This is a genomic window from Erythrobacter sp. JB3-1 (genome assembly GCF_057364995.1).
Window position 1 is genome coordinate 989,702 of the sequence record NZ_CP200289.1, and the last position, 26,589, is coordinate 1,016,290.

A 26,589-nucleotide genomic window follows, 5' to 3' on the forward strand; every position below is an offset into this window, starting at 1 on the left:
CCCGCACGTCTTTTTGCAAACTATTTACAAGTAGCGAAAAAAAGCGCCGAATTTAGCGGCGCAGGCTGAATTGAATTTGGACGGTAAGGGGCCGCAGTGGAGTGGCTTGATCTTCTTGTCGGACAGTGAAGGGATTGCCAAACGCAAAGCGATTGCCCCGGGCATCCGTCATATTTAGCACTTCCAAGCGCACACCCATGTGCTTTCCAGTCCACCACGCCGCGGCATCTAACGAACCAAAGTCGCCTTGTTCGATGCGGACCTGCTGATCGATATCCAGGAAGGATCGCCCAACATATCGACCAGATAGGGAAAGCCCGAATTCATCGTCTCCCCGGGCCCGCCAGCGTTTGGACACCTCGCCAAAGGCTGAGAACTCTGGGACATTGGGGAATTGGACTTCCACGGTTTGGCCTTCGGGCAGAATGCGATCCACTTGCGTGTCGGTCCATGTCCCTGCGAATTGCAGTTGCCAGTCCTGACGAAGATCGAGAGTGGCGCTCGCATCAACGCCGGTCGCGGTCCCATCTCCGATATTCCGGGTGAGCGGAAACCCTTCTAGATTGAGCAAATCCGCCTGAATATCGCGCCAATTGGTGTGGTAGACAGCCGCTGCAAGCTGCAACCGGCTCAATTCCCCAAACTGGCCGCGAAAACCGGCTTCATAAGATCGCACGCGATCCGGATCGAAACTGGTGCTGCTCGGATCGCGATTGTCGTCCCGTTCAATCGTGACGCCGCCTGTGCGAAAGCCCTGCTGATACCGCGCATAAGTGATCCAATCGGGACGCGGCGAGTAGGATATTGCAAGCGCTGGCAGCACGCGGACCGGGCCATCACTGGGTTCGCTTACGACGTCATCTGCGAAAGAGCGCTCTGCGCTAGCATCGGTGTAGAGCAGGCGTGCGCCCGCGGTAAGTGACCAATCGGATGCGAAGCTGTAACTTGCCTCTCCGAATGCTGCGAATTCGTCTAGCCGATAGGTAAGCCGGGCGAATGGCGGTGGATCGGCACCATTAAGATTGACGATCAACTGGCTCATGCCATCACGATTGCTGATCGCACCCAGACCCACCAGCCAGCTCAAGCTGCTGGTATCGCCGCCAGAGAGCCGGGTCTCATGGCTGAGGAGGCGGATTTTCCGGGTTTCCCGAAATGTCTGACGCGACATGTCATCTGTGAGCGCCGAAGAATCGAAGGCCGTGCGCAAATAGTGATCAACGATCCCCGTGGTAGAGACCAGTTCTGCATCGTTCAAATAACCGCGAACAGTCAGATTGCCGCCATAGATGCGGCCCATGAATGGCTGACCCACCAGATCCGTGCGCGCCAAACCCGGAACCGCGCCGTCGATATATTGGCCATCACGGTGTTCGACGTGCTGGCCAAATCCGCTTAATTCTACTTGCCAGTCTGGCCCGATTTCCCAAGCGATGGCTGCTCGCCCGCCATAGTGTTTCTCTTGGTTGATATCGCTGATGCGCCGCGAAGGGTCGTCGATGTACCCGCTGTCTTCGCCGCCATAACCAACAACTCGGATAGCGGCATCTTGACTGATGGGAAGGTTGCCGACGGCTCCAATCTCCCAGCTTTCTCCTGCGCCGCTTGTGGTTCCTGCCCGCACCCAGCCCTCTGCTTCGACACCCGAAGCGTCAGGGCTGTTCGGATTAATCCGCAACAGTCCGGCAATCGTCCCGGCCCCATATAGTGTGCCTTGCGGCCCCTCCAGCAATTCGACCGTTTCGACATCATAGAGCCGAAGATCCGGGTTAGGCGCGCTGAAGATCAGCCGCTGTTCGCCCAGGTAAAGCCCTATAGTCGCCTCGGTCGGCCCGTTGAAACTGCTGTCCGCGATGCCCCGGATAAACACCTTATTGCGTCCTGATCCCAGCGCTGTGCCATTGACGGCAGGCACATCTGCAAGAACCTCATCAAGGGTCTGCCCGACGGCTTGCGAGCCGAGTGCGTCAGTCGCCACCAATTTGATGCCACCTGGATAGTCGGCAGCGGAAAACGCTCTTTTCGTGCCTTCCACAATAATGGGTTTGGGGGGCGGAGGCGGGGGTGGTGGTTGAACGGGAGCAACCCTAGGGGCGGGCGAAGCGCTTGGCCGCTGGATAGCGGGCCGCCGGACAATCCTGTACCCACCGCGAATTGAAACAACGCGAAAGGGCGTTCGGTCAAGCAGCCGGCGCAGCGCTTCGTCCGGGGACATGCGGCCACGAACAGCGCGAGCTTGTACCCGGCGGATCTCGCTGTCACTCGTTGCGATGCTAAGGCCCGATTGCCTAGCGAGAATTCTGATGCTGCTAGAAAGGCGGCCTGCGGGAATATCGACTTGAATTTGACCTCGCGCCTGCGCAACGGCAGGAGGCGCGCCGAGCGTCGCCATCAACATGGTCGGCACGGTCGCGGTCGCGATTGCAGCCCGCAGCTGAAGCGCAGTAAATCGTTTCCAGGTGCCCATCACCGCGCAGTAAATCACCGCAATCTTGCAAGCAAGACTGGCCTGATGACCTGCCGTCAGCAGCTATTCGATGATCCAGCCATCCTGCACACGCCTCGCGCTGCCGCCCGCAAAGCTGGCAATCGAAGATACAAAACCTGCCTCTGCCTCGCTGTCTTGAGGAATCAAGATCGATCCGGTCAATCGAGCTTGCGCAAGCCTAGACGAAGCTTCGATCTTCAATCCGGTGCTCCGCTCAATCTGTGAAAGCGCTTGCGTAAGAGGAGTATCATCAAACTCCAATCGGCCCTCACGCCATGAACCGACAGTCTCTGCCTCAACATCTCGATAGGTCAGTTCTGCACTGCCCAGCGACTTGCCAATTGCCTCGCCTGCCTGGACCTGAAGGCCATCCCCATCGGGGTTCACAATAACGATCCCCTCGGCAACGGACACGGTCAGGTTGTCATCGTCGAGCGAAACATTGAAGACAGTTCCGTAATCAGTGAGCACGAGGTCAGCAGCTTCAACTCTGAGCCGGGTGGGTTCGGCGGCATCAATGGCGAACGCCACTTCACCCCGTTCGACCACAATCGTGGGTTCTCCCTCGGTAATTGTGACTTCGCTGGCCCCATTCAATGTGACCGATATTTCGTCAGTCAGAGCCAGAGTCTTCATTTCACCCGGCGCTGTCGCAACAAGTGTTGCCTGCGGGGTGCCGCTGCCAAATGGGGAAACAAAGACAGCCATTGCCATTACGGCAGCAGCAACCATTGCCCAAGGAAGAATACGAGAAATCGGATTGTCATTTGCAGCAACCGGGCTTTCGGCAAACTCTGGTTCTTCGATGTGCTGAATATCGGAAAGCGCCTTCAAATCTTGGTCCGCCTCAACCGCAGCATCAAAAGTGGCTGCGTGGCGATCGTCTTCCTCCAGCCAGAGCGTAAACGCCTCCCAATCGGCAGTTTTCATGGTGCCGTCAGACTGTTTAAGCAGCCATTTGATGGCCTGATCTTGCATACGCGCTTCTTGCATTGCCGACTTGTCCCCTACTTCATAAGACGATGTCATCGGCCAACTCCCGCATCAAATTTCTCACGCAGCTTCATCACTAAGCGATAGGCGCGTTGCAAATGCTTCTCGACGGCGCTCAAACTGATGCCGGTTTGAGCGGCAATGTCTCTCTGGCTTTCACCCTCAACGCGGTAAGCCAGAAAGATACTCCGGGTGCGGTCAGGCAGGTGATCCAACTCGGCAAGGACCCGGTCGAGATAGTCCCGCTCCATTGCAGCGCGTTCGGGCGTTATTGGGTCTGCGCGTAGGGCGGTTATGCCCTCTCCGCCGTCTCCCCAATCTTGGTTGCGCTGGTCGCGGGTCCGCTCGGATCGTCGATAATCGCGGACCAGGTTTTCAAGCAGCCGGTAGAGATAGGGCAAGTGATCAGAAACGCTCTGATCGTCCACTTTTTCAAGCAGCTTTACCCGCGCATTCTGCATCAAGTCCTCGGCCAGATCACGGTCTCGAGTACGAGCGATCAAGAACCGCAGAAGGCTTTCCTCGTGCTCAATTAATGTAGCGAGCAGCCCATCTTCCGAATTTTCGGTCTGCTCACGATCCAACCATCCAACTCCGATTTAGGGACATCATTTCTGGTCCAGCTAGCGCGGCTTTAACAATATGCAAAAGCACTATCAAACTCAGAGCCGCCTTGGAGATCGAAGAAGTCATCGACCAAAAGCCTAAAACCAAAAATTTCGAGATTTTTGGTGGTGCGGGTGGCGGGACTCGAACCCGCACGATCACAAGATCAGGGGATTTTAAGTCCCCGGCGTCTACCATTCCGCCACACCCGCTTGGCCGCTGCCCTAGCGAGAGATTTGACGCGCTGCAATGCGCGAACAGCCATGGGCATCAACGGCGTCTTGCGCCAGCAAAGCGCCGAGCATTGCAGAGCAAATTTCCAACGGAAACAATGCAGGACGCAGCATGAAGCGCAGCGCAGCAGCGCAGGCCATCACACCGTCAATGTCGGTGGTTGCTTACTCGCCGTTGAGGCGGCGGCGCATTTCCTTGCCTGCCTTAAAATAGGGCACGCGTTTCGCAGGGACACTCACGGACTCGCCAGTGCGCGGATTGCGACCCTGACGTGCTTCGCGTTCGCGGGTGGAAAACGCCCCGAACCCGCGCAGCTCGACCCGGCCGCCTTCGGCGAGTCTCTGCGAGATTTCATCAAAGAAAATGTCGACGACTTGCTCAATTTCTTCAGCGCGCAGCTCAGGGTTGTCCTTGTGCAGCGCTTGGAGCAATTCGGATCTGATCATGTCGAACTCCTGGCCTACGTCTTTTTGCGACGCCGCCCGCGGGGTCTCCCCCAAATTATTGCCTAACCCCGACCCGCTGGGTTGCGAACTATGCAACGCACACTGGCAGAGCGGAGCCATTCCTGCAAGTCAGCACCAAAATATTACCGAACTGAATAGTCCAAAACTGCTCAATGGGCGAGTCTAAAGCGTTTAATATATTGTATTTGCAAGCAAACACTCGCCCCACATTTGCTTAATTTGCCTCTAAGGTGTCCGCGAGTTCCGCAAGGTCAATGCCCAACCGCTCCATCCGATTACGAATTTCCGGCCATTCTTCGCGCAAAAATTGCTCGCGCTCACTCGAACACAGCCGCCCGGCCGCGCCAGCTACGACATACATGCCGACCCCGCGCTGGACCTCCACAAGCCCGTCATTTTGAAATTGCTGATAGGCTTTGGCGACTGTCAGCGGGTTGGCCCCCTGCTCCGCCGCGAGCGCTCTAACCGATGGCAACATCTCCCCTTCCGGGTATTTGCCTTCGATAATGGCGGCGGCGATTTGATCGCGCAGCTTAAGATAAACGGGTCGACTTTGGCTCATAGGTCCTCGCTAGGTGCATCAGTGACATAATACACTCATGCGCGTCAAGTTCCCGAACAATCCGCTTTCGCTGCAATTTTGCGGCCAGCCGCGCCGCTTTTGCGTGTAACTAAGGCTTCACAGGCGAGAAACAGGCGCTAGGGTGCGCCGCTTGAAGCGCCCTTGGGAGGGGGAGCTTAGACCATTTAAGCAAAGGGGCCTCTGGCTAATGCATGAGCTAATTTTCACATTCGATTCTGCGTTCGAGATGTGGACGTTTTGGATCGCCGTAGTCGCCTTGGCGGGCTTTCTGCTGGGCGGCTTGGTTTTGATCACTCGCCCCGAGGCGGAGGTCATCGGCCATCCAAAGGGTCTGTTTCTGCTGTTCATGGCAGAAATGTGGGAGCGCTTTTCCTATTACGGAATGCGCGCTCTGCTGATTTTCTACCTCATTCAGCATTGGATGTTTGCAGAAGACAAGGCCTACGTCATCTACGGCGCCTACACCGCGCTGGTTTACATTGCGCCGGTTGTGGGCGGCTATCTGGCTGACCAGTTCATCGGCCAGCGTAAAGCCGTGCTGTTTGGAGCGGTCCTGCTTACGATCGGTCACTTCTTCATGGCTTTCGAAGGGGGCGGGGGACAGGATGATCCCATGATCAATGTCTTCTGGCTTGCATTAGCCTTGATCATCGTCGGCTCAGGTTTCCTGAAAGCAAACATCTCTGTGATCGTGGGGCAGCTTTATGAGCGCACGGACATCCGGCGCGATCCAGCTTACACCATTTTCTACATGGGCATTAATGTTGGCGCCGCCACTGCCTCAATCATCTGCGGCTTCCTAGGCCAGACCTATGGCTGGGAATACGGCTTTGGTCTCGCAGGTGTCGGTATGCTTATCGGCCTTATTTTCTTCATCGTCGGCAAACCGCTTCTGCTTGGCAAAGGCGAACCAAAAGACCCGGCCAAGATTGCTGGTGGGAAAGAATGGGCCATCTATGGCGCCGGCCTTGCGATGGTAGGCTTGTGCTGGCTCGCCATCCAATATCAGGATCTGGTTGGCGCGGTGCTAGGCATCTTTGGTGGTGCTCTCGTGCTTTACGTGCTTTATACGGCGGTCGCGAAATTGGCTCCAGAAGAGCGCGATCGCATCTTTGCGGCCATGTTCCTAATCTTGGTGTCGATCGTGTTCTGGGCCTTGTTTGAACAAGCAGGATCGTCGCTCAACGTCTTCACTGACCGCCATGTTGACACCCAAGGAGTCAACGCCTCGATGTTCCAATCGATCAATGCGATTTACATCGTCTTGCTTGCGCCGATCTTCGCTATGCTTTGGCAAGGGCTCGCATCGAAAGGCGCTGAACCATCAACGCCAATGAAGTTCGGTCTCGCAGTTATTCAGGTCGGCCTTGGCTTCCTCGTGCTTGTATGGGGCGCGGAAACCGCTGGCATCAATGTGCCAACGCCGGTGATCTTTATCTTCTTGATTTACCTGCTACACACCACTGGTGAGCTGTGCCTCAGCCCGGTTGGCTTGTCGGCGATGAACCGGCTTTCACCGGGCCACATGGCATCGCTGATCATGGGTACTTGGTTCTTTGCCTCGGCCACCGGCAACTTTGCAGCAGGCCTGATCGCTTCAGCGACAGGCGGCGATGGCGTTGGCGAAGAAGCGGGCAAGCAGCTGGTGCTGGATGTGTACTCAACTGTAGGTTGGTATGCTGTTGGGATTGGCGTCGCCGTCATGGTCATTTCGCCATTGGTCAAACGCTTGATGCACCTTGATACATTGCAGGATGACGTTGTGCTCGAAGGCGCAGCAGAAGCCGGTCTTGAGGCGCAAGAGGCAGGCATTCGTCCGGCCACGCGTCCGGCAGAATAATAGGAAAACGGGGTAATATGATGCGAGCAAAAGCGCTTCTCATGGGTGTGGGGGGCGCTTTTGCGCTCAGCGCCTGCACGGCGGCCGGTTCGGGCGATAGCTCGGTTAAATCGGCCTCGGCCGCCAATACCGGCGATACGCGCACGGAGTTCTTGGGCGAAGACGGCAATGTGCCTTTCCCCTCGACCTACCGCGCTTATCCCGGCGCGGACACTTTGATCATCCCGACTACGGTTTTTGACGGTGCAGGCGGGCGGATCGACAATGGCTGGGTGCATTTTCGCGATGGTAAGATTGTCAGCGTTGGCGGGCCAACCACCGCGCCGCCAGAGGTCGCCAATGTCGTGGATGGTTCGGACAAGTTCGTAACTCCCGGCATCATCGACATTCACTCACACCTGGGCGATTATCCCACCCCTTCCGTCCCGGCGCATAGCGATGGCAATGAAGCCACCGCGCCCACCACGCCGGATGTGTGGACCGAGCATTCGGTCTGGCCGCAAGATCCCGGCTTCAGCCGCGCAATGGCCAATGGCGGGATCACCAGCCTGCAAATCCTACCGGGCTCTGCCAATCTGATGGGCGGGCGTTCGGTCACGCTCAAAAACGTGCCGAGCCGCACCGTGCAGGGCATGAAGTTCCCCGGCGCGCCTTACGGCTTTAAGATGGCCTGCGGGGAGAACCCAAAGCGGGTTTACGGCGGGCGCGGGCGTAAGCCTTCGACCCGGATGGGCAATTTCGCGGTCAATCGCCAGACCTGGCTCGATGCGATCGCTTACGCTGAAAATGATGATCCCAAGCGCGATCTTGGCAAGGAAACGCTGGTCGGCGTGCTGAACGGCGATATCTTGGTTCACAACCATTGCTACCGCGCGGATGAGATGGCGCTGGTGATGGATATGGCCAAGGAAATGGGCTATAAAGTCACCGCGTTTCACCACGCGGTTGAGGCCTATAAGATCGGTGATCTGCTGCGCGAAAACGACGTGTGCAGCGCGATCTGGGCCGATTGGTACGGCTTTAAAATGGAAAGCTATGACGGCATTCCGCAAAACGCCGCCTATCTGCAACGCGAAGGCGCCTGCGTGGTCATCCACTCAGACGATGAAAACTCAATCCAACGCTTGAACCAAGAGGCCGCTAAAGCGCAGGCCGCTGGCGCGCGAATGGGCGTCAATATCAGCGATGCTGACGTGATCAGCTGGATCACTCTAAACGCGGCGAAAGCCATGGGCATTGACGATATGACCGGCAGCCTTGAGCCCGGCAAAATGGCCGATGTGGTGCTGTGGAATGGCGACCCGCTAAGTGTCTATTCACGGCCCGAGAAAGTCTGGGTTGATGGCGCTCTGCTCTACGATGCAAATGATCCAAAACGCAGGCCGGTGAGCGATTTTGAACTTGGCCAGCCCGGTGCAGGAGATGTGAAATGATGAAGCGTCTTTTGACCAGCGTGGCCTGTGCCGCCGTCGCATTTGCCGCTCCTGCCGCAGCGCAAGACGTGATAATCTACAATGCAAAAATCGTTGTAGGTGATGGCAGCGAACCCATCGAAAGCGGCGCGGTCGTCATTGAAAACGGCAAAGTCGTTTATGCGGGCACGGCCCAAGGCCGGACCTTTGAAACCCAGACTTTGATTGACGCACAGGGCGCGTTCGTCACCCCGGGCATTGTCGCTGCGGTCACCGACCTAGGCCTCTATGATGTAGGCGCGGTCGGCGCGAGCAATGACAGGTCTGCGCGCGATGCACGGTTTAATGCCGCGCTCGATGTGGCGCCTGCGATCAACCCCAGCTCTCAGCACATAAAGGTCAGCCGCGCTGGCGGCGTTACCCGCGCACTGATTACGCCAGCGCACGGGAATTCGCTGTTTGCCGGACAAGGCGCAGTGATTGACTTGGGAGCAGACGCCAATGCGGTGATGGAGGCCAGAGCCTTCCAAATGGCCAACCTTGGCGAGCAAGGCGCGCGTCTATCGGGGGGCAGCCGCACCGCCGCTTATGTGGAGCTGGAAAACGCGCTGCGTGAAGCCCGAGCCTTTGCCAGGGGATCGTGGGACGGCGAGGAAACTCTGCTGACCCGCGCCGATGCCGCCGCTCTGGTGCCGGTGATCAATGGCTCGCAGGAGCTCTATGTCGAGGTCGAACGCGCAGCGGATATTCGCAATGTGCTGGGCCTTAAACGGACCTATCCCAAGCTTGATCTGGTGCTGGTCGGCGTAAGTGAAGGCTGGCTGGTGGCGAGTGAAATTGCCGCCGCGCGCGTGCCGGTGATCGCTGATGCGCTCGACGATCTGCCTGCAAGCTTTGAACAATTGGGCGCGACCCAGTCGAATGTCGGCCGCATGGCAGCAGCGGGCGTAAAGGTCGCAATCGGGCGCATGTCCGGGGGCACCGATGGCCATCCGCGCAGCGCCGCACAATTTGCCGGTAACCTCGTGGCTTTGGGTAAAGTGCCCGGCGCGAGCGGGCTGTCCTGGGGTCAGGCTTTCGCCACGATCAGCTCCATTCCGGCAGAGATCGCCGGACACGGCGGCAAGTTCGGCGTCCTGAAGGCAGGCGCAATTGGCGATGTCGTGATCTGGGACGGCGACCCCTTGGAGGTCGATTCCGTGCCAAGCCGAGTGTTCATTGCTGGTATCGAACAACCGCTGGACAATCATCAGAGCGAGCTAGCCAAGCGCTATCTCGATCTTGATGAGAGCCAGACTGCCAAAGGCGTATGACTGGTGAGCCGGGTTCTTGCTAGCGCCGCTCTGTGCGCCTCACTCCTCATCGCTATGCCAGCTTTCGCGCAAAGCGAAGCGCCAGAGACCAGCGCCGCTGACGACGCGCAAAGCCTGTCATGGCACACCGCGCAGCAAACATATCTGCTGGGCCTGAAACCCGCCGATGGGTGGCGCTATATCGACGGCGGCATCCGCTGGCGCTGGCTCGAATACAATGGCAGCGAGAACCGTCCCAGCGTCTCAGACACAGTTACGGTGCATTACGAAGGCACGCTGATCGATGGGACGGTGTTTGACAGCTCCTATCGGCGCGGCGAGCCAGCGACATTCCCGCTCGCACGGCTGATCCCGGCATGGCAGCTTGCTATCCCAGAAATGGCAGTGGGTGAGACGATTGAAATCGCGGTGCCTGCTGACCTCGCCTATGGCGCTCGGGGTAGCAGGTCTATTCCGGGCAATGCGACGCTGATCTTCAAAATAGAGCTGATCGGCATTGCTGAATAGTTGATTTCGTTCGGCTAAATCAGGCAGATGGAGTGGGCCATTTTCCCGCCGCTTCGCCATCATCAAACAGGTGCTCTGCGCCCCATTTGGCCATCTCGCCATAAAGCGGCACTAAGGCGCAAGCGCTCTCGGTAAGCAGGTAGATTGCGCGCTTCCCAGTCGCGGGTTCGCGGGTGATCAGCCCCGCTTCTTGCAGTATGTTAAGGCGCGACGTCAGCGCGGCCCGGTTGATGCCAAGCCGGGCAATGAATTCTTCAAATCTTTCAGCGCCTAAAAACGCCTCTCGCAGGATCAGCAAAATCCAGCGGTCTCCCAACAGCCGCGCTGCACGGCCAATTGGGCATGGAGCGCGGGAGGCACGATATGTCTTCATACAGGCATTCCCCAAAGCCGGTGTCAGTGATGCGTCTGTATATCAGACTTGCGTGAAATCATAGCAAGTGGCACATAACATCTGTTTTACAGACTTAATGATGGAGAAGCCCTGTGAGCCGAAGCCGATTTGACAGCCCCGAAGCCGCCATCGCATATATGAAAGCGGTCGCAGTCAAGAAATCAGGCTTCAGCAATTGGCTGGACGTGGAGCCGATCAAAGTGTGGCAGGGTGAAAGCGAGCTGACGCTAGAACTGCGCCCTGACATGACTCAGCATCACGGCTTTGCCCACGGAGCCATCGTCGGACTGATGGCAGACAATGCTTGCGCGTGGGCGGGGGCTTCTGTCGTCGGCGACGTTGTCACCGGAAGCTATACGATCAATTTCCTGCGCCCGGCCAAAGGTACAAGGCTGCGCGCGAAAGGCATGGTGATCAAGCCCGGGAAACGTCAAGTGGTTGTTCGCGCGGATGTTTGGAGCGAAGGCGGCGAGGAGGCGCAGCACGTAGCCACAGCGCAAGCGACCATCATTCCAACCGGCATACTCTCACAAACTGTGCCGTGACACTCACCTCATAGATAAGGCGATTTGTCGCACGCGCTGTTTCGATGTTAGGCTCTGAGGCATGAACAGCGCTCTGGTTGAACTTGCCGCCGCGAACGCCGCCTTTGTCGGCACGCATTTTGCCATGTCGCACCCGCTGCGCGCGGGGCTCATGCGCATGACCGGGAAGGTCGGCTTTCAAATCCTCTATTCGCTGGTGAGTGCGGCAACGCTCGCTTGGGTATATTTCGCCTTTGTCGATGCGCCGAGCGGCGGTTTGCCCGGATCAGGCGAGATCGGATGGGTCATCGCCACGGCGCTGACCTTGCCAGCTTTGGTCCTATTCGCCGGTTCCTACATCGGCAATCCTGCCTTGCCGACGCCTATGGCCGAAGAGCAAGCGCGCGCTGAGCCGGGGGGTGTGTTCGCGGTCACGCGCCATCCGATGATGTGGAGCTTTGCGCTGTGGGCGCTTTCTCACATCATACTGTTTTGGTCTTGGCGCACGATGATCGTCGCGCTGTCGATGGGGTTTTTGGCGCTGGTCGGCGCGAAAATGCAGGACCGCAAGAAGCAAGTTCTAATGGGCGATGCCTGGATCCAGTGGGAGAGCAAGACGAGCTATTGGCCGCGTTGGGGTAAGCTGCTCGGCGCAGGCGCATTGCCATGGACCGCCGGGCTGATCCTGTTCGTGTTCCTTAGCTGGCTGCACACGCCGCTGGGCGGAATTTCCGCCGGGATCTGGCGCTGGTTTTAAGGCAGCACTGGTTCCGCTTTAGCGTCAGAAACCGCCAATTCCAATTTGAGAATCCAATCAGCCCGCGCCTCGCCAGAGCTGCGCACAAACGACAGCTCGTGCCCCAACCCATCGAAAGACTGAAACTCAGCATCAGGCGCCGCCTCTGCCAAAGCGCGCCCTTGGCTTTGGGGGATTAGGCCATCCCGCGTTCCGTGCTGCACCAGCACCGGCATGCTGAGCTGCGTGATCTTATCAAGATTGCGGTATTGATCGCGGACCAGTGGCTTTGCCGGGAGCCACCACAGGTTCGCCGCTGCTGCCTCTGGCAGGGATGTGAACGGCGAGACCAGGATCAGCGCTGCGGGATCATGGCGCAGAGCCATTTCTGTCGCCACGCCGCCGCCGATGGAATTGCCGACAATCACGGTTTGCGCCGCCGGTATGCCGAGCGCGCGCAGCCAAGCGATGGCCGCATCGCCGTCTTTATAGAGGGCTTCTTCAGATGGCTCACCCGGATTGCCGCCATAGCCGCGGTACTCAACCATCAGCACACCGAACCCGCGATCTGCCAGCGCAGCATTGGCCACGCCCGACCCGGTCAGCGAACCGCCATTGCCATGAAAGTACACCAGCGTTGGCAGGTTGCCGCTCGCGGAACGATAGAACGCGCGCAGGGCCAAGCCATCCTCAGTCGTGAGCGAGACCTCTTCATAGCCGGGGATCAGCGGTGCGGCGTCCTGCGGCGCAGGATAGATCATCTTGGCCTGCATGGTCCAAAGCAGGATGATCAGCGCCAGATACAGCGCCGCGCCGACCACCAGCAAGCGGATCAGGATAGCCGTCATGGCGGGCTACTCGCCTTTAAACTCAGGCGAGCGCTTCTCAATCAAGGCGGCCACACCCTCTGCGTGATCCTGTGTCGTGTGCATCAGCGCCTGCGTATTGGCCGCCATTTCGAGCGCGCTGTCATAGCTGACCTGTTGCCCCTGGCGCAGCAGCATCTTGGCATGGCGCAGGGCATGGGGCGGCATGGCCGCGACCTTACTCGCCAGAGCGCGCGCCTCGTCCAGCAAGGCATCGTGTTCGACAACGCGGCTGACGAGGCCCCACTCTTCCGCCTTGGCCGCACCGATCACATCGCCAGTGTAGAACAGCTCAGACGCGCGGGCCTGCCCGATGACGCGCGGCAGGATCCACGTGCCGCCATCTCCGGGAATAATGCCGAGCTTGAGGAAAGTGACGCCGAATTTTGCTTTTTCGGAGGCGATGCGGATATCGGCAAGGCATGCGACATCGCAGCCGAGCCCGATCGCCGGGCCATTGACCGCCGTGATCACAGGCACGCGCAGGCCGTACAGCGCGCGCAGGATGAGGTGGATATTGTCGCGGTAACCGTCCGATATGGCTGGCGGCGACCCGCCAAACGTGCCGGTCTTGCTCTGCATCGCCTTGATATCGCCGCCCGCCGAGAAGGCGCGGCCCGCCCCAGTCAGGATGACGCAGCGCACATCCATATCGCGGTTGATTGCATCGCAAGCGGCACGAAATTCATCGCCATCGCCGGGCGCGCCAAGCGGGTTCATCGTATCCGCACGGTCAATGGTGAGGGTGGTGACGGGACCGTCGCGGGTGGTTTGGAGGAGGGTCATTGGGAAACCTTAGCGTTATCTATGGCTTGTCGTCACCAATGCATTTGCTCATCGACAACTTTGATCGATCTTGAAGCAACGACGTCAAAGCTCGATCTTGCGTCGGCGACGTTCTATGCGCTCAATCAGACATTCGCTGTCAGTTGTGATCAGTAACACATAGTCAGGGCTTCGAAACTTAACGAGGCTATTAGTCCCTGGACAGCTTTCTTCGTTGACAGCCGACCAACCATTTTCTTCGAGATTGCTGAGAGCAGTTCCGCTGAGCATGCCCAATTCTGCGCCGTCGTACGAGTTGAATTTGCGATCAGCGAAAAATAGGAAATAGGTTCCCGCCACCAGCAGAATGATTGCGAGCAAAGAACCAAACCACTTCATTTAGGCGACGCACGTCTTAGCTATTTGCAGCAAGGCCATGCCGAAAAGACAACCCAACCAATCCTAAGCCCGCACGCCTGCTTCTGCCTCACTGTCGGCAACACCTGCCGAATTGTGCTTCAGCGCTTTCAGCACGCAATCGACGATCTGCGGAGCATTGAGGCCTGCTTCGTCATATTGCTTGTCCGGGGAATCCTGATCGATGAACGTATCGGGCAGGCGCAACGTGCGGACCTTCAAAGCCGTGCCGCTATCGCCGTCTGTCAGGCCTTCATCGCTGGCATAGGTCAGCACATGCGCGCCCAGCCCGCCAATCGCGCCTTCTTCCACCGTCACCACAACTTCATGCGTGCGCATCAGTCTGGCGATCAAATCCTCATCGAGCGGCTTGGCAAAGCGCATGTCGGCGATTGTGGTGGAAAGCCCTTTCGCCTCGAGCTGATCGGCGGCCTTCTTCGCCTCTTCCAGGCGTGCGCCGAGCGAGAGGATCGCAACCTTGGTGCCTTCGCGGACGATCCGGCCCTTGCCGATCTCCAGCTTCTCAAGTGTCTCTGGCATCGGCACGCCGACGCCATTGCCGCGCGGATAGCGGAAGGCGATCGGCCCCTCGTCATACTCCGCCGCAGTGTAGGTCATATGCGCGAGCTCAGCCTCATCGGCTGCCGCCATCACCACCATATTCGGCAGGGTGGCGAGATAGGTGATGTCGAAGCTGCCCGCATGGGTCGCGCCATCGGCCCCGACCAGACCGGCCCGGTCAATCGCGAAGCGCACGGGCAGGTTCTGAATCGCGACGTCATGCACCACTTGGTCGTAGGCGCGCTGAAGGAAGGTTGAGTAAATCGCGGCGAAAGGCCGCATTCCCTGCGCCGCCAAACCAGCGGCAAAGGTGACGCCGTGCTGCTCGGCGATACCGACGTCAAAGCTGCGTGTTGGATGGGCGGTGGCAAAGCGGTCTACCCCGGTGCCCGATGGCATCGCAGCGGTGATCGCGCAGATGCGCTCGTCCGTCTCGGCCAGCTTTGCCAGAGTGTCGCCAAACACGTTCTGGTATGCAGGCGGGCCAGCCGCGCCCTTCTTCTTCTCGCCGGTGACCACGTCAAATTTCGGCACGCCGTGATATTTGTCGGCGCTTTCCTCAGCGAATTTGTAACCCTTACCCTTAGTGGTCACCACATGGATCAGAACCGGACCTTCGGATGTGTCGCGCACATTTTCCAGCACTGGGATGAGGTGGTCGAGATTGTGGCCATCGATCGGGCCAACATAATAAAAGCCGAGCTCTTCAAACAATGTCCCGCCGGTCACCATGCCGCGCGTGTATTCTTCGGCCTTGCGAATGCCTTGATGCATCCGGCGGCTCATTTTCTTGACCGCGCGGCTCGCAAGGCTGCGCAGGCCGAGATATTCGCTGGAGGAGACCATGCGCGCGAGATAGGCCGACAGCCCGCCAACCGGCGGCGCAATCGACATGTCATTGTCATTGAGGATCACGACCAGGCGATTGCCGGCTTGAGCCGCATTGTTCATCGCCTCATAGGCCATGCCAGCGCTCATCGCCCCATCGCCGATCACCGCGATTCCGCGACCTGGCTCACCTTTCAACTTGTTCGCCACGGCAAAGCCTAGCGCGGCTGAAATCGAAGTAGAGGAGTGCGCGGCGCCAAACGGATCATATTCGCTTTCCGCCCGCTTAGTGAAGCCAGACAGGCCGCCGCCGCTGCGCAAGGTACGGATGCGCTCGCGCCGCTCGGTCAGAATTTTGTGCGGATAGCATTGGTGGCCCACATCCCACACCAGCTTATCGTCCGGTGTGTTGAACACATAATGGATCGCCACGGTCAGCTCGACCACACCAAGACCCGAACCCAGATGCCCGCCAGAGACACTGACCGCATCGATCATCTCTTCGCGCAATTCGTCAGATAGTTGGCGGAGTTGCTCGGCCTTAAGCTCCCGAAGTTGCGCGGGATTGTTGACCGTATCGAGTAGCGGAGTGTCGGGCTTAGATGTCATTTGAAGAGCCTTACACCTTCAAAACAAAACTGTCGATGAACGCTTTATCGCTTGTGAGGCACGCTTCATCGTCGCTCGATGCGACAAATGCAACGCTTTGTCGCTTGCCCGCAATTTAGGTGCATGCACGGCACAGGCCGCGAATCTCCAACACCGGTCGGCGCGTCTGAAAATCGCGGGCGCCGGCCAAGCCTCGAACAGTGCGGCTGACCTCATCATCATCAATATGCGCGGTATCGCCGCATTCATCACAAACAAGGAAAATGCAATCATGCGCGCAGCCCGGATGGGTGTTCGCAAGATAGGCGTTCGCGCTTTCAACCCTAAGCGCGAGATTGTTGCTCACGAACAGGTCGAGGATGCGGTATACGCTATTGGGCGCCACGCGCTTGCCGCGCGAGGCAGAAAGATTGTCGGCAATATCGTAGGCCGAGGCTGGCCGTTCATGTTTGGCAAGCTCGGTGAATACCGCCGCGCGCATGCTGGTCCATTGCTCGCCAGCCGCGATCAACGCCGATTGAGCGGCCTCAATCAGGTTTTCGCCAGAGTGCTCTTCATGCGAGTGGTGATCGTGCGCTGTTGCCATGCGTAGCAATATAGGCGCCTTTGACTTGCGTTGCTAGTCAGCCGTCGCTGAGGAACGATGCGCGATATTGCGAAGGATACATGGATTTGAGCGCGCGCACCTTTGGCGCGTCCCAGCGCACGATATACCCGTGGCGCGGGTTCTTGCGCATGAAGTCCTGATGATAGCGCTCAGCCGGATAGAACTTCTTATAGCTCTCAATCTTCGTCACGATCGGTCCGCGCCATTTGCCCGATGCACCCATCTGCTTGAGATAAGCGCGCGCGACGCGGCGCTGCTCGGCATTTTGCGGGACCAGGGCAGAGCGATAATGCGCGCCCACATCAGGGCCTTGGCGGTTCTTTAGGGTCGGGTCAGCCACGACCGAGAAGAAAATCTGCAACAGCTCATCATAGCGCACAACATAGGGATCATAGGTGATCCGCACCGCTTCGGCGTGATTGGTCATGCCAGATATGATGGTGTTGTATTTCGCGGTCGAAGCTTTGCCCCCGTGATAGCCGGAGACGGCCGATTTCACGCCTTTGACATGGCTGAAGACGCCTTCCACGCCCCAGAAACAGCCGCCAGCAAAGACGGCGGTTTTCAAGCCTGCGCCTTCTTTGGCGATAGTCTTGGAAGCGGGCGCATTGACCGGTTTTTCAAGCGCCTCAGCGGGAGAAGAACAACCAGCCAGGGCAAGGCCCGCGCTGGCAGCTAGAATGGCAAAAGACTTCATTATTCGCTCTCGATGATAAACTCACTCGAAGCTTGCACCGGATCAAATTTCTGCATTTCAGCCGCCTGAGCCGGGCTAGCGAAATCGCCGCTCAGCCCGTCGGTCGCGCTCAAACCGACCAGAACAGCACCAACGGCAAAGCCGACGGCGAAGCTGCGATACAGGTCAGATTTGAACAGTCCCATGGGGTTTCTCTTACAGTTTGATTGTTGTTGGCGAGGGTCTTTAACACCCGGCGCTTTCCAACTGGTGAACGATGGCTTCAGACTGTGTTTCGTTGGATCAGACACAAAAGTTACGCATGGGCACGCAAAAAAGTTGCTTCTTTTGGTTTCCGCAGCACCTCCGTGCTGCGAAATCCTCGGGATTTTTGTTTCGCCTCAAGCGCCGGCGTTCGCATCCGCTCACTTGGCTATCCTCCGCGCACAGCGCTCCGGGCGGGCAGTCGCCCTTGCGGCGCTTCGCGCCGTGCTCCGCGACCAAGCCATCTGAATAGTACTGGTTCGACGCCGCAGGCGTCGCAAGCCCGACCGGGCGCCCGCAGGTGATCCGTAGCGAAGCGGAGGAGCATCGCCGAGGACGAGGGCGCGGATGCGCCCTCGTAAGAGATCAATGCCTGAAGTGCCGCATCCCGGTGAAGACCATGGCCAGGCCCGCCTCGTCAGCGGCCGCGATCACTTCTTCATCACGGATCGATCCGCCCGGTTGAATAACGGCGGTCGCGCCCGCTTCAGCGGCAGAGATCAAGCCATCGGCAAATGGGAAGAAGGCGTCTGAGGCCACGGCGCTGCCCTGAGTGCGGGGCGCATCCCATTCATAGGTGTCAGCCGCTTCCGCTGCTTTGATCGCGGCAATCCGGGCCGAATCGCGCCGGTTCATTTGGCCTGCACCAATGCCAGCGGTCGCGCCGTCTTTGGCATAGACAATCGCGTTGGACTTCACATGCCGCGCGACGGTCCAGGCGAACAAGCAATCCTTTAGCTCTTGCTCCGTGGGCGCGCGCTTGGTCACCACCTTCAAGTCATCCGGCAGCACCGCACCATTGTCGCGCATCTGCAGCAACATGCCGCCCGCAATGGTCTTCATCATAAAGCCGCCGCGGCGCGGATCCGGCAGAGCGCCGCATTCCAGGACGCGCAAGTTTTTCTTCTTGGCGAAGATTTCGCGCGCCTCGGCGCTCACTTTGGGCGCGATGATCACTTCGGTGAAGATGCTGGCGATCTGTTCTGCGGTTGCGCCGTCGAGCTCCGTGTTGACCGCCACAATGCCGCCAAAAGCAGAAACGCTGTCGCATTTGAGCGCTGCATCCCATGCCTCAACCAGGCTAGGCCCTTGGGCGACACCGCAAGGATTGGCGTGTTTGACGATTACGACCGCTGGGTCGCTGCCCGCGAATTCTGCGGCCAATTCAAGCGCCGCATCGGCATCGTTCAAATTGTTGTAGCTGAGCGCCTTGCCCTGCAATTGCTCCGCCTGCGGAACGCCTGCTGCGCCAACCGATTGCGGAACATAGACCGCTGCCTGCTGATGCGGATTCTCGCCGTAACGCAAAGTGTCTGAACGTTTGAACGCCAGTGGCATGGTGTCCACAAATGGCGTCGCTTTGAGCGCCTCTGCGCCCAAAGGATTGGTGAAGGCATCGCCGAACGCAAACCAATTGGCGATGGCCGCGTCATAGGCTGCCGTGCGGGCATAGGCCTTGCCCGCCATACGGATGCGAAACGCGTCTGACGTCGCGCCATTATTGGCGTCTAGCTCTTCCAGCAGCTCTGCATAATCGGCGGCATCGGTCATGATCGTCACGAAACCGTGATTCTTCGCCGCAGAGCGAACCATGCTTGGCCCGCCGATATCGATGTTCTCAATGATCTCGGCCCGGTCCGCGCCCTTCGCAACGGTTGCCTCGAACGGATAGAGATTGACGACAACCAAGTCGATCGCGCCAATGCTGTGCTCATTCATCGCTGCAACGTGTTCGTCATTGTCGCGCAGCGCGAGCAATCCGCCGTGTACGGTTGGATGCAGGGTCTTCACCCGGCCATCCATCATCTCTGGAAAGCCCGTAAGCTCCGAAACATCGCGCACGTCCAGACCCGCTTCGCGCAGGGCCTTTGCCGTGCCGCCTGTGCTAACCAGCTCAACCCCGCGCGCCGCCAGGGCCTTGCCCAGCTCTGCCAATCCGCTTTTGTCGGACACTGAAAGCAACGCCCGTTTGATCGATTTATCAGCCATAGATGTCGGCCCTTGGGCCTTACCCCATTTTCTTAAGCAGCCAGGAGAATTCCCCTCCGCTGCGCGATGTCATACCTTCGATAACCAATTGCTCAGTCGCGTGCGGCGCGCCGGCGCCGTCGACCCACAGACTGTCTTCGCAGTTCAAAGTGGCCGTCTCGTCATCGCCGCGCATGCGGAATTGCCACAGGCCGCCATCGGGCAGCAGCAGGCTCGCCCCGCGCTTGTCATCGGACAAATGCACCTCAACCCCGCGCCCGAGGTGGAAACGGATGGCAAAGCTGATCTTGCCGCGCTTCGTCTTGCGCGATGCGGGCAACAATACGTCTTGGCCAGACAGCTCAGTGCCGTCGCTGCGCAGCGCCAATGTGCGGCGATGCGTGAGGCCAAAGCGGGCGGCATAACCATCATGGCTTGCCTCAATCAAAGTCGCCGCATGGCTGCCTTTGCCAGAACCGCCCTCTCCAATCAGCCGCCGCTCAACCTCGACCAGCTCCGCGCCTTTGCCGAGCTTACCGTGCAGTTTGACCGCTGTGGAATTGGCATCGTTTAGCACCAAAGTGGAATGCGCCGCCGTTGCGCGCAGGCCCTGGCGAATGCGGGCAGGGATTTGCCCGCCAGCCAGCGCAGAGCCGCCGCAATTGACGACCAGACGCTGAGGCCCGTCTGACATTTCAAACGCCAAAGTAGAGGCGCAGCCGCAGCGGGTGTGGCGCGCACGCGGCGGCGGGGCCGCGTCAAATTGCACCACCGTCTGGCCGCCGCGCAGCCGCTGATAGCCCCAATGTTCGACATATTTGAGCGGACGCGCGCGAATGCCGCTTGCCGCGATCAGAGCCGAGACTCGGTCCGCGCTGATCGCCCCATTGCCCTGCCAATTGCCCAGCGCCCCGTCGCCGTGACGCAAGGTCAAAAGCGGCGGCACGAGCAATTCGCGCATCACGCCAAAGGCTTGCGGAGGCTCGATATTCGCCGCTTCATAGCAAGCATCAAGATCGATCAGCAGCGCGAGGCTGAGCATTTGGGCATCGGGACAGCGCGACAAAACGCCGCCATCTTCCGCGACCAGATCGCCCAATGCGCGGATCAGGCCAGCCTCGCCATAAACGCGGCGAGGGCGGCCCTCTGGCAGCAACAATCCCGCAGCAGTGATCGCGGACCAGCCGGCAAGCTGGCCCAGCCCGCTGACGCCGCTGGTTGAGACATTGCGGTCAAGCCAGCGCGCCGTGCCATCGATCACGCTGAGCAGACGCGCCTTAAGCTTCGGATCGCCGCCCGCCAGCACCAGCGGCGCATGGACCAGCCATGCGAGCAGCCTTTGCCCGGCTAGCTCCACGTCCCAAGCCCGGCCTTTGCCGGTCGATGGGCAGGAATTGAGCCAGGCGCGGGTGATCCGCTCTGCCACAGGGACGCAGTCTTCACGCGGCGCGCTGCACGCTAGATCGCGCAGCCAGCCAAAGCCGTGAACCAACTGATCAAACACCGGCCCCAGACGATTAGAGGAATCAAATTCAACCCGCGCAATGGGCAATTTCGCGCCATTGATCAGGAAATGCCCCGCCCTCAGCGCAATGCCAGAGGACCGATCGCCCTTCAGAGGGCTGTCGACCGTTGCCAAAACGCGCGTTTTGCGCGGGCGGCGGAACGGCGCGGACAGAGCATGGCCCGGCACGCCGAGACGGTACGCAAAGCGAAGCATCGCCTCGCCCGGGCTGGCCCGCGGGGCAATCACATCGGTTAGCGCTAGCGCGCGGTCAGCCGCCAAGGGTGCAGGCGTCTCGCCATATTCAGGCGGGCCGTCAGAGCCGTCGCCCGCCGGCGCAATCAAACGCTCATCACCATCGGGCAGCGGGATCGCGAGGCTGGGCTGGCGCTCATCCGTTTCTGTTTCGCTAGGCTGAGCAGGCGCATTTGTCCCGGCTTCATCGCGGGCCTCCCCCTCAGTGTCGCGAAACAGCGAGTCCATTACCCCTCGCCCTTCAGCGCAGAAATGTTGGCAGCGTAATGATCTGGCCCGCCTTTGAACGTGGCAGACCCGGCAACCAGCACATCGGCCCCGGCATCCACGCACAGCCGAGCGGTTTCCGGGTTCACCCCGCCATCCACTTCCAAGTGAATATCGCGGCCCGTCGCATCAATCATCGCGCGAATGCGCTCAATCTTGGCCAACTGCGAATGGATGAAGCTCTGCCCGCCAAAGCCAGGATTGACGCTCATCACCAGGATCAGATCGGCAAGGTCAATCAGATTATCCAGCACATCGACCGGCGTGCCGGGGTTCAAGACCACGCCCGCCTTTTTGCCCAGCGCCCGGATCGCCTGCAATGTCCGGTGGCAATGCGGCCCGGCCTCTGGGTGAACGGTGATAATATCCGCGCCCGCCTCAGCAAAAGCCTTAAGATAGGGGTCGACCGGCGAAATCATCAAATGCACATCGAACGTCTTGGCCGTGTGCGGACGCAGCGCCTTCACCACATCAGGACCAATGGTGATATTGGGCACGTAATGCCCATCCATCACATCAATGTGGATCCAATCAGCGCCCGCCTCGTCGATCGCGCGTACTTCTGCGCCGAGCTGCGAAAAATCAGCCGATAGAATAGAGGGAGAAATCAGCGGTGCTGCCATGACGGGTCCATTGCCGTGTGTCCTAGCGACACGAAATTTGCACTATGCCAGGTTAATGCCGAAGTAAGGGTCTGCGAATCGGCGAACAACCGCCGTTCTGCCCTTTTCCACGGGAGTTAAGCCGAGCTGCGCCTCTACCAAGCCTGAACGCATCAAATCAGACAAATTCAGCCGCAATTCAGCGCGGCACGGCCATAAGCGTGGGTGTACAGGCCCAGCAATGGGCCAGAATCGCTGCGTATCAAAACGGCGCAGCGGGGGCAAAAGACAGATTGAAGGTTAGTATGAAGACTATTTTCGCAGGATTTGGCGCGCTTGGACTGGCGCTGGCAGGCGCTGCTGCGCTGTCCACGCCAGCCGCCGCGCAGGGCGAATATCGCCAGAAAATCTCCAATGACATGCGCAAATGCGCACCTGGCAAAGGGCCCGCTGTGCGCGTGACCGTGTCCGGCATCAAAAGCGCAACCGGCAAGGTTCGGGTGCAGCTGTACCGCGGCACAAAGGCCGAATGGCTGGCCAAAGGGCGCTGGCTCAACCGGATCGAAGTGCCAGCGCGCAAGGGCAATATGACGTTCTGCGTCCCCGTGCCCGTTAGCGGCAGCTATGCGATTGCGGCGCGCCACGATGCCAATGGCAATGGCGAAACCGATATTCGTCAGGATGGCGGCGCGATGTCGCGCAACCCATCCATCAATATCTTCAATCTGGGCAAGCCAAGCGTCAGCAAAACACGCTTTAACGCCGGCGCGGGCGTCAGCTCGATTGCCATTCAGATGAAGTATTTCAGCTAAGGCTCAGCTCTGACGGCGGTGCCGCCACAGTGCAAACAGCACGCCGGGCGCCGCGAGCAAAGGGTATTTCTCGCGAAACGGCGTCACTTCCACCGGCATTCCGGTGTGGCGCTCAACCTTCCACGCGGCATAGCGCGCTGCGCCCTCAAAGGTTGTGCTGGCTTTGATCAGCCGTAGGAAATTGAGCGGCTTACCAAGCCGTCTGCGCTTGTTCCACCAGGCCAATATGCGCGCACGCTCGGCCTCTGGGAGGTGCGGCGTTAATTGCTCAGCATCTCTATCAAATTCAATGCCTTGTGCGGCGAGAGCGAGTGGCAAGAGGCCGGAAAAATGCTCCGCATTGACCGAGAGAATATCGTTCTCGCGTCCCGCTTTTTCGACCCGGAATTCCGCTTTGTAAGTCGCCTGAAACAGTGCGCGCCAATAATCCTCGGTGCGCCCAGCTTTAGGCCCTAGCGCAGCGGCCAGCCGTGCCGCCGTCATCGCCGCTTGGGCTGCAGCCGCCGTGACGTCAGCCTGCGCGGCGTCATCACTGGTCCAGATCAGCGCGCTCGGCTGAACGAAGCGCGCCCAAATCGTGGTGTCGGTGAGCTCCCCTGCGGCGGCTTTCGCAAAAGCGATCAAAGACATAGTCGCGACCTTGGCCCTCAGAGTGACGCCGCCGCCAATCTCTCGCTCATGATAGCTGACGCGCGGCCAAATCCGCTCGATCTGATCACCGGGCAGCAGGACGTAAAAGTCGAGTACGCCCTCAAGCGATCCGGTGCGCAAGTTGGAGCCGTAGAACAGCACCGCCCGCGCACCCGCAGCCTCACCCAGAGCGGCTGCAAAGCTGCGCACTTCATCGCCAATCAGCACGGCCAATTGTGTGGTGATGCGCGCCTCAAGCGCCGCTAGCGCCTGCTCCTGCGCGTTCACGGGGTTACGAATTCCAGCTCTTGGCTTTGCTCGATCCGGTATTTCCCGGCCGGGAATGCCTCACCGTCCAAAATCACCTGGCCATCAATATCGAGCGTAAAGCTGGGTGCGCTGACCTGGTGAATGCCGCGCTCCCGAAGATTCTTGGGCGTCCAGCCGCGCGTCAAAATCGGCAGCAAAGCAGCGGTGCGGCGAGTGATTTGATCCAATGCGACCAGTCGCAAGCCCTTGGTGAGCTTGCCAAATGGCTTAAGGCCGGCAGGCAAACGCTCCAAGGTGGAAGCAAACAGCAATTGCCGCCGTTTGGGATCGCCGTGTCCGCTATGTTCCATCAATGCACTGTTCGGACCGAGCCTGAGGTCCATTTCGGTGCCTCGACGCCAAACGTTCTTGGTCGAACCCAGTAACGACTGGAGAATAACCCAAGCGGTAGTGAGGCCGACGACAACGGAATCGAAGGCGCCCAGCCGATGCGCGCTTTGGCCAGTTTGCGTGGTTGCCCGGGCAAAGGCGCCAGCGCCCATAATAAAGCCCAGAACGCGTGACTTGGGTCCAGTCAGCGCAGTGAGCGCCATTGGGCGGCGCATTATCCGTCCGCCATTGTCGAGCGCATCAATCGCGCCTTGCAGCGTCCAATCGAGCGGCACTTCAAGATCAACCGTCAGCGCATTAGTCTTACCCTTCGGCAAGACCGCAATCGGCGGCCAATCATCACCAAAAATACTCTGTCCGCAGGTCAGCACATCGCGCACGGTTCCATCGCCGCCATTGATGACGAGCAAATCAATCCCACGCTTGGCGAGACTGGACAGCGCCTGGGGCAGTTGATTGCGATCGCCGGGCTGAACGATGAAAACATCCGGGCTGATCCCGCAGTCAAAGTCCTGGCCTTTGTTACGGTGACTGCGCGGATTGTAGATCACGCCAACAGTCGGCGCTTCACCTGGCGCGCGCGTGCGGCGCGGACCAGAGCGCGGCGCAGACACGTCTCCGCACGCAGCATCCGGCTCCGAACTTTGCGGAAATTCGTATATCGACGTGCCCATAACTGCGGCTCCTAGCGGCAAACGGGGTTAGTCTGCCAGAAATTTCTCGCCCTGCTGACGTTACGGTTGGCGGGCGCGGCCGGTTACATCGGGGCTAAACTATCCATGGCAAGCCCAGATTTGCGACCAGCGGAGGCACCTGTGCACCAGATACGGCACGGCGCGCCCAATTCGGGCTGGCCCGCAGGGGGTGAGCAGGGTTAGACTGCGCCTTATGCTGACATCCGCGCTCATTTCGCCCGATCTTGCCGCCTCTGCCGAGGAGCTTGGCCCTAGCCTTGTCGCGCTGCGCCGCGCGATCCATGCCGAACCGGAATTGGGCCTTGAGACGCCCAAAACGCTGGCGAAAGTGCGCGAGGCACTTGCTGACATGGACCTTGAATGGCGCATCGGCACGTCTTGCACCGGAGCGGTCGCGACCCTGAAAGGCGCAAAACCGGGCACGCCGGGCCGCGAACGGGTTGTCCTGCGCGGAGATATGGACGCTTTGCCGATGGCGGAGAAAACCGATCTCGAGTTTGCCTCCACTATCCCGGGACGAATGCACGCCTGCGGCCATGACACACACACCGCCATGCTGGTGACGGCGGCCAAGCTGCTCGATGCGCGCCGCGCCGATATCGCAGGCGAGGTCGATTTCATGTTTCAGCCGGGCGAAGAAGGATATCACGGCGCGCGCTTTATGCTGGAAGATGGCTTGCTTGGCGGCGAAGGCGTGGGCGAACGCCCTTTGCCAGATGCCGCCTTTGCGCTGCACATCATGCCGAACGCTGCGTATGGCGTGGTCGCGGGCAAACCGGGGCCGCTGATGGCAGCCGCCGACCAATTCACGATTACCGTGACGGGGAAGGGCGGCCACGCTTCTATGCCGCATGATTGCGAGGATCCTGTACCGGCCGCCGCCGCCATCGTCGGCGCTGTGCAAGCAATGGTGACGCGGCGCTTCAATGCCGCCAGCGCCGTCGTGGTGACCGTGACGCAAATCCACACTGGCACGGCGCACAATGTCATCCCAGATGACGCCATTGTGTCAGGCACAATCCGCACTCTAACCGCAGAAAACCGGGCGAAAGTGCACCGCCTGATGACTGACGTCACCTCGAGGACGGCGGCGGCCTATGGCGTCACAGCGGCTTGCGAGATCGAACCGGGCTTTCCCGTGACGCTGTGCGATGGCCGCGCGGTGGAGCTGGGCCGCAAGGTCGCGAGCGCGCTTAGTGACAATGGAACGGACGCCTGGCGTGACCTCACCGACCCGATCATGGGCGCAGAGGATTTCTCTTACGTGCTGGAAAAGGTGCCGGGCGCGATGTTCTTCCTCGGCGTGGCGCCGGATGGAGAAGATTGGAGCAGCCGCTGCGCCATTCACTCACCGCGCATGCATGTTGACGAGAGCGCGCTGCCGAAGGGCGCAGCGATGCTGGCAGGCTGTGCGCTGGAGTTTCTCGAAAACGGTTGGGCGTGATTTGAGTCTTTAAAGCGAACCACGCCACCCACTCCCTCCGCCCTTCCACCCGGAACCTATCA

At 59.4% G+C, this 26,589-nt stretch carries 26 protein-coding genes and 1 tRNA gene; 8 read left to right on the top strand and 19 right to left on the bottom strand.

Features of this window, described 5'->3' with window-relative positions:
- Positions 1-52: 52 nt before the first annotated feature.
- From AC0V6M_RS04580 to AC0V6M_RS04605, 6 genes are all read right to left on the bottom strand, one after another.
- Positions 53-2,035, bottom strand: coding sequence for a TonB-dependent receptor (locus AC0V6M_RS04580; protein ID WP_486137680.1), 1,983 nt, complete (start codon positions 2,033-2,035; stop codon positions 53-55).
- 495 nt (positions 2,036-2,530) lie between these two features.
- Complete coding sequence (locus tag AC0V6M_RS04585; protein WP_486137681.1) at positions 2,531-3,481, bottom strand: FecR family protein; 951 nt, start codon at positions 3,479-3,481, stop codon at positions 2,531-2,533.
- A 32-nt stretch (positions 3,482-3,513) separates the two neighbouring features.
- A complete protein-coding gene (locus tag AC0V6M_RS04590) occupies positions 3,514-4,065 on the bottom strand; it encodes an RNA polymerase sigma factor (RefSeq protein ID WP_486137682.1) in 552 nt (183 codons plus the stop codon).
- Positions 4,066-4,213: 148 nt separating this feature from the next.
- A tRNA-Leu gene (locus tag AC0V6M_RS04595) sits at positions 4,214-4,299 on the bottom strand.
- Positions 4,300-4,485: 186 nt separating this feature from the next.
- Positions 4,486-4,767: an integration host factor subunit beta gene (locus tag AC0V6M_RS04600; RefSeq protein WP_486137683.1), complete on the bottom strand. Its 282-nt coding sequence runs from the start codon at positions 4,765-4,767 to the stop codon at positions 4,486-4,488.
- Positions 4,768-5,002: 235 nt separating this feature from the next.
- On the bottom strand, positions 5,003-5,350 hold the full coding sequence (locus tag AC0V6M_RS04605; RefSeq protein ID WP_486137684.1) for a GntR family transcriptional regulator: 348 nt from the start codon (positions 5,348-5,350) through the stop codon (positions 5,003-5,005).
- Positions 5,351-5,558: 208 nt separating this feature from the next.
- On the opposite strand from AC0V6M_RS04605, the gene AC0V6M_RS04610 reads away from it, so the two are divergent.
- From AC0V6M_RS04610 to AC0V6M_RS04625, 4 genes are read left to right on the top strand one after another with little or no spacing between them, the layout of a single operon-like run.
- Positions 5,559-7,211: a peptide MFS transporter gene (locus AC0V6M_RS04610; protein WP_486137685.1), complete on the top strand. Its 1,653-nt coding sequence runs from the start codon at positions 5,559-5,561 to the stop codon at positions 7,209-7,211.
- A 41-nt stretch (positions 7,212-7,252) separates the two neighbouring features.
- A complete protein-coding gene (locus tag AC0V6M_RS04615; protein WP_486137686.1) occupies positions 7,253-8,644 on the top strand; it encodes an amidohydrolase in 1,392 nt (463 codons plus the stop codon).
- Complete coding sequence (locus AC0V6M_RS04620; protein ID WP_486137687.1) at positions 8,641-9,936, top strand: amidohydrolase family protein; 1,296 nt, start codon at positions 8,641-8,643, stop codon at positions 9,934-9,936. The genes AC0V6M_RS04615 and AC0V6M_RS04620 overlap by 4 nt, the downstream gene beginning before the upstream one ends.
- Positions 9,937-9,939: 3 nt before the next feature.
- On the top strand, positions 9,940-10,443 hold the full coding sequence (locus AC0V6M_RS04625) for an FKBP-type peptidyl-prolyl cis-trans isomerase (RefSeq protein WP_486137688.1): 504 nt from the start codon (positions 9,940-9,942) through the stop codon (positions 10,441-10,443).
- A 19-nt stretch (positions 10,444-10,462) separates the two neighbouring features.
- Here AC0V6M_RS04625 and AC0V6M_RS04630 read toward each other — a convergent pair whose 3' ends face one another.
- Positions 10,463-10,816 (bottom strand): winged helix-turn-helix transcriptional regulator, encoded by a 354-nt coding sequence (locus tag AC0V6M_RS04630; RefSeq protein ID WP_486137689.1) that lies wholly within the window; start codon positions 10,814-10,816, stop codon positions 10,463-10,465.
- A 113-nt stretch (positions 10,817-10,929) separates the two neighbouring features.
- On the opposite strand from AC0V6M_RS04630, the gene AC0V6M_RS04635 reads away from it, so the two are divergent.
- The gene (locus AC0V6M_RS04635) at positions 10,930-11,382 is read left to right on the top strand and encodes a PaaI family thioesterase (RefSeq protein WP_486137690.1); all 453 of its coding nucleotides are present in this window, start codon (positions 10,930-10,932) and stop codon (positions 11,380-11,382) included.
- 61 nt (positions 11,383-11,443) lie between these two features.
- Positions 11,444-12,118 (top strand): NnrU family protein, encoded by a 675-nt coding sequence (locus AC0V6M_RS04640; RefSeq protein WP_486137691.1) that lies wholly within the window; start codon positions 11,444-11,446, stop codon positions 12,116-12,118.
- Here AC0V6M_RS04640 and AC0V6M_RS04645 read toward each other — a convergent pair.
- The 10 genes from AC0V6M_RS04645 to rpe form a co-directional block, all read right to left on the bottom strand.
- Positions 12,115-12,945, bottom strand: a complete 831-nt coding sequence (locus AC0V6M_RS04645) for an alpha/beta hydrolase (protein WP_486137692.1) — start codon at positions 12,943-12,945, stop codon at positions 12,115-12,117. The two genes, AC0V6M_RS04640 and AC0V6M_RS04645, sit on opposite strands and share 4 nt — an antisense overlap.
- 6 nt (positions 12,946-12,951) lie before the next feature.
- On the bottom strand, positions 12,952-13,749 hold the full coding sequence (locus AC0V6M_RS04650; RefSeq protein ID WP_486137693.1) for a crotonase/enoyl-CoA hydratase family protein: 798 nt from the start codon (positions 13,747-13,749) through the stop codon (positions 12,952-12,954).
- Between the two features lie 84 nt (positions 13,750-13,833).
- The gene (locus AC0V6M_RS04655) at positions 13,834-14,127 is read right to left on the bottom strand and encodes a hypothetical protein (protein ID WP_486137694.1); all 294 of its coding nucleotides are present in this window, start codon (positions 14,125-14,127) and stop codon (positions 13,834-13,836) included.
- Positions 14,128-14,190: 63 nt separating this feature from the next.
- On the bottom strand, positions 14,191-16,143 hold the full coding sequence (gene dxs, locus AC0V6M_RS04660; protein WP_486137695.1) for a 1-deoxy-D-xylulose-5-phosphate synthase: 1,953 nt from the start codon (positions 16,141-16,143) through the stop codon (positions 14,191-14,193).
- A gap of 115 nt (positions 16,144-16,258) precedes the next feature.
- Positions 16,259-16,729, bottom strand: a complete 471-nt coding sequence (locus AC0V6M_RS04665; protein ID WP_486139565.1) for a Fur family transcriptional regulator — start codon at positions 16,727-16,729, stop codon at positions 16,259-16,261.
- 37 nt (positions 16,730-16,766) lie between these two features.
- Positions 16,767-17,447: a peptide-methionine (S)-S-oxide reductase MsrA gene (gene msrA / locus AC0V6M_RS04670; protein ID WP_486137696.1), complete on the bottom strand. Its 681-nt coding sequence runs from the start codon at positions 17,445-17,447 to the stop codon at positions 16,767-16,769.
- Positions 17,447-17,632, bottom strand: coding sequence for a hypothetical protein (locus AC0V6M_RS04675; RefSeq protein ID WP_486137697.1), 186 nt, complete (start codon positions 17,630-17,632; stop codon positions 17,447-17,449). The genes msrA and AC0V6M_RS04675 overlap by 1 nt, the downstream gene beginning before the upstream one ends.
- Before the next feature lie 424 nt (positions 17,633-18,056).
- Entirely contained in the window at positions 18,057-19,679 is a 1,623-nt protein-coding gene (purH, locus tag AC0V6M_RS04680; protein WP_486137698.1) for a bifunctional phosphoribosylaminoimidazolecarboxamide formyltransferase/IMP cyclohydrolase, read from the bottom strand.
- Between the two features lie 19 nt (positions 19,680-19,698).
- A complete protein-coding gene (locus AC0V6M_RS04685; RefSeq protein WP_486137699.1) occupies positions 19,699-21,645 on the bottom strand; it encodes a heparinase II/III family protein in 1,947 nt (648 codons plus the stop codon).
- Positions 21,645-22,307, bottom strand: a complete 663-nt coding sequence (rpe, locus tag AC0V6M_RS04690; RefSeq protein WP_486137700.1) for a ribulose-phosphate 3-epimerase — start codon at positions 22,305-22,307, stop codon at positions 21,645-21,647. Before rpe ends, AC0V6M_RS04685 begins: the two co-directional genes overlap by 1 nt.
- A gap of 284 nt (positions 22,308-22,591) precedes the next feature.
- On the opposite strand from rpe, the gene AC0V6M_RS04695 reads away from it, so the two are divergent.
- A complete protein-coding gene (locus tag AC0V6M_RS04695; RefSeq protein ID WP_486137701.1) occupies positions 22,592-23,098 on the top strand; it encodes a DUF2141 domain-containing protein in 507 nt (168 codons plus the stop codon).
- A gap of 3 nt (positions 23,099-23,101) precedes the next feature.
- Here AC0V6M_RS04695 and AC0V6M_RS04700 read toward each other — a convergent pair whose 3' ends face one another.
- Positions 23,102-24,016, bottom strand: a complete 915-nt coding sequence (locus AC0V6M_RS04700) for a hypothetical protein (protein ID WP_486137702.1) — start codon at positions 24,014-24,016, stop codon at positions 23,102-23,104.
- A complete protein-coding gene (locus AC0V6M_RS04705) occupies positions 24,013-25,062 on the bottom strand; it encodes a diacylglycerol/lipid kinase family protein (protein WP_486137703.1) in 1,050 nt (349 codons plus the stop codon). Before AC0V6M_RS04705 ends, AC0V6M_RS04700 begins: the two co-directional genes overlap by 4 nt.
- A 214-nt stretch (positions 25,063-25,276) precedes the next feature.
- Between AC0V6M_RS04705 and AC0V6M_RS04710 the strand changes: the two genes are divergently transcribed.
- Positions 25,277-26,527 carry a M20 metallopeptidase family protein gene (locus AC0V6M_RS04710; RefSeq protein WP_486137704.1) on the top strand — a complete coding sequence of 417 codons (1,251 nt, stop codon included), beginning with the start codon at positions 25,277-25,279 and terminating at the stop codon, positions 26,525-26,527.
- The last annotated feature ends 62 nt before the right edge of the window (positions 26,528-26,589 follow it).

Excerpts from the sequence above, each read along its gene's own strand:
- AC0V6M_RS04585 (WP_486137681.1), bottom strand. The coding sequence starts at position 3,481 with ATGCAAGAAGCGCGTATGCAAGATCAGGCCATCAAATGGCTGCTTAAA.
- AC0V6M_RS04600 (WP_486137683.1), bottom strand. The coding sequence starts at position 4,767 with ATGATCAGATCCGAATTGCTCCAAGCGCTGCACAAGGACAACCCTGAG.
- AC0V6M_RS04605 (WP_486137684.1), bottom strand. The coding sequence starts at position 5,350 with ATGAGCCAAAGTCGACCCGTTTATCTTAAGCTGCGCGATCAAATCGCC.
- AC0V6M_RS04610 (WP_486137685.1), top strand. The coding sequence starts at position 5,559 with ATGCATGAGCTAATTTTCACATTCGATTCTGCGTTCGAGATGTGGACG.
- AC0V6M_RS04615 (WP_486137686.1), top strand. The coding sequence starts at position 7,253 with ATGGGTGTGGGGGGCGCTTTTGCGCTCAGCGCCTGCACGGCGGCCGGT.
- AC0V6M_RS04620 (WP_486137687.1), top strand. The coding sequence starts at position 8,641 with ATGATGAAGCGTCTTTTGACCAGCGTGGCCTGTGCCGCCGTCGCATTT.
- AC0V6M_RS04630 (WP_486137689.1), bottom strand. The coding sequence starts at position 10,816 with ATGAAGACATATCGTGCCTCCCGCGCTCCATGCCCAATTGGCCGTGCA.
- AC0V6M_RS04640 (WP_486137691.1), top strand. The coding sequence starts at position 11,444 with ATGAACAGCGCTCTGGTTGAACTTGCCGCCGCGAACGCCGCCTTTGTC.
- AC0V6M_RS04645 (WP_486137692.1), bottom strand. The coding sequence starts at position 12,945 with ATGACGGCTATCCTGATCCGCTTGCTGGTGGTCGGCGCGGCGCTGTAT.
- AC0V6M_RS04650 (WP_486137693.1), bottom strand. The coding sequence starts at position 13,749 with ATGACCCTCCTCCAAACCACCCGCGACGGTCCCGTCACCACCCTCACC.
- AC0V6M_RS04655 (WP_486137694.1), bottom strand. The coding sequence starts at position 14,127 with ATGAAGTGGTTTGGTTCTTTGCTCGCAATCATTCTGCTGGTGGCGGGA.
- dxs (WP_486137695.1), bottom strand. The coding sequence starts at position 16,143 with ATGACATCTAAGCCCGACACTCCGCTACTCGATACGGTCAACAATCCC.
- AC0V6M_RS04665 (WP_486139565.1), bottom strand. The coding sequence starts at position 16,729 with ATGGCAACAGCGCACGATCACCACTCGCATGAAGAGCACTCTGGCGAA.
- msrA (WP_486137696.1), bottom strand. The coding sequence starts at position 17,447 with ATGAAGTCTTTTGCCATTCTAGCTGCCAGCGCGGGCCTTGCCCTGGCT.
- AC0V6M_RS04675 (WP_486137697.1), bottom strand. The coding sequence starts at position 17,632 with ATGGGACTGTTCAAATCTGACCTGTATCGCAGCTTCGCCGTCGGCTTT.
- purH (WP_486137698.1), bottom strand. The coding sequence starts at position 19,679 with ATGGCTGATAAATCGATCAAACGGGCGTTGCTTTCAGTGTCCGACAAA.
- AC0V6M_RS04685 (WP_486137699.1), bottom strand. The coding sequence starts at position 21,645 with ATGGACTCGCTGTTTCGCGACACTGAGGGGGAGGCCCGCGATGAAGCC.
- rpe (WP_486137700.1), bottom strand. The coding sequence starts at position 22,307 with ATGGCAGCACCGCTGATTTCTCCCTCTATTCTATCGGCTGATTTTTCG.
- AC0V6M_RS04695 (WP_486137701.1), top strand. The coding sequence starts at position 22,592 with ATGAAGACTATTTTCGCAGGATTTGGCGCGCTTGGACTGGCGCTGGCA.
- AC0V6M_RS04705 (WP_486137703.1), bottom strand. The coding sequence starts at position 25,062 with ATGGGCACGTCGATATACGAATTTCCGCAAAGTTCGGAGCCGGATGCT.
- AC0V6M_RS04710 (WP_486137704.1), top strand. The coding sequence starts at position 25,277 with ATGCTGACATCCGCGCTCATTTCGCCCGATCTTGCCGCCTCTGCCGAG.